Raw genomic sequence first — 1,072 nt, 5'->3', positions numbered from 1 at the left:
ATGGTGCTGGCGCACCGTGCCGCCTGGACTGCCGTCCACGGCCAGGTCCCGCTGGGCATGACGCTCGACCACACGTGCAAGCAGCGGCGCTGCGTCAATCCCGCTCACCTGCGGCTGTTGCCGAACTTCGAGAACGCACGGCGCACCAGTGGCAAGGACTGGCCCATCGGTTCGTGTATCAACGGCCACTCGGCTGCGGCACTCCAACCCATCAAGCGCCGCGCGAAGGACGGCAGCCCGCGCTGGGGACGTACCTGCTCCGAGTGCGTCAAGCTCGCGCGACACCGCTACAACGAGCGCAAGCGCGCCGAACGAAAGGAAGCAGCATGACGAACGAACTTTGTGACGCCGAGAACCCTTGGACGAGCGCGTTCTGTGAGCGCCCGATGGGTCATGACGGGCCGCATGGGCTGTGGCACGACGGAGAAGATGACGAGGCTCGCCGATGACCGCCCCCACCCCGCAGCCGGTGAACACGGAAGCGCTGCGACGTGACGCTCGCATACTCGCACCCGGATTTCCCAGTGTGGAGAAGCGATTAAACGAGGCTGCCGACGAGATGGATCGGCTGCGTGCGGTCAACGAGTTCGGCATGAACAGCATCGTCAAGACCGTTGCTGACGAATGGTTCGACGAGCGCGCCCCCTCGAACGTCAGCATGGACGACCTCAACCTGCTCGTCCACATGATCACCGAGAAGCTCAACGGGGGGAAGCCATGACGCACATCTGCACCTACAAGCACGCCAAGATTCGCGCTTGCGACTGCCTCGTCGGGCACGACCATACGGCTGCCGAGTTCGAGTGGCTGCCCGGAGTGATCGGACTCATTGTGTTCGCCGTCGCCGTCGCCGTGGTCCTGGTGGTGGTGATGCGATGAGGTTCCGCATCACGATCGAGCTCACTCGGACGCCGAAGCAGGTCGAGGATGCACCCGAGTTCGAGCACCGCGACACGGAAGCGCTCGTGGAAGCAACAGGTGGCGGCGACCCACGAGCACACCGCATGGGATTCAACCCGCCATTCCAGGATGACCACGGCACAATACAAGCAGCGACAGCACAGGCGCGACA

The 1,072-nt window shown here is 64.1% G+C and carries 4 protein-coding genes; all 4 read left to right on the top strand.

The annotated features are described in order from the left end of the window. On the top strand, nucleotides 1–330 hold a 330-nt coding region (locus NS184_RS17075), incomplete at its 5' end, for an HNH endonuclease signature motif containing protein (protein WP_058727247.1). A 115-nt stretch (nucleotides 331–445) separates the two neighbouring features. Further along, a complete protein-coding gene (locus NS184_RS18070) occupies nucleotides 446–721 on the top strand; it encodes a hypothetical protein (protein ID WP_152998320.1) in 276 nt (91 codons plus the stop codon). Continuing rightward, nucleotides 718–879: a hypothetical protein gene (locus tag NS184_RS18540; protein WP_193750570.1), complete on the top strand. Its 162-nt coding sequence runs from the start codon at nucleotides 718–720 to the stop codon at nucleotides 877–879. Before NS184_RS18070 ends, NS184_RS18540 begins: the two co-directional genes overlap by 4 nt. Then, nucleotides 876–1,072, top strand: a 197-nt coding sequence (locus NS184_RS18630; RefSeq protein ID WP_206556308.1) for a hypothetical protein, incomplete at its 3' end; no start/stop codon positions are given. The genes NS184_RS18540 and NS184_RS18630, both read left to right, overlap by 4 nt.

This window comes from Curtobacterium luteum (assembly GCF_001475545.1).
Taxonomy (GTDB): Bacteria; Actinomycetota; Actinomycetes; order Actinomycetales; family Microbacteriaceae; genus Curtobacterium; species Curtobacterium luteum_A.
The sequence above is the reverse complement of the archived record's forward strand: the minus strand, read 5'-3'. Positions and strand labels throughout refer to the sequence as shown.

Bases quoted from the DNA above. Each gene is read 5' to 3' on its own strand.
- NS184_RS18070 (WP_152998320.1), top strand. From the start codon at position 446: ATGACCGCCCCCACCCCGCAGCCGGTGAACACGGAAGCGCTGCGACGT.
- NS184_RS18540 (WP_193750570.1), top strand. From the start codon at position 718: ATGACGCACATCTGCACCTACAAGCACGCCAAGATTCGCGCTTGCGAC.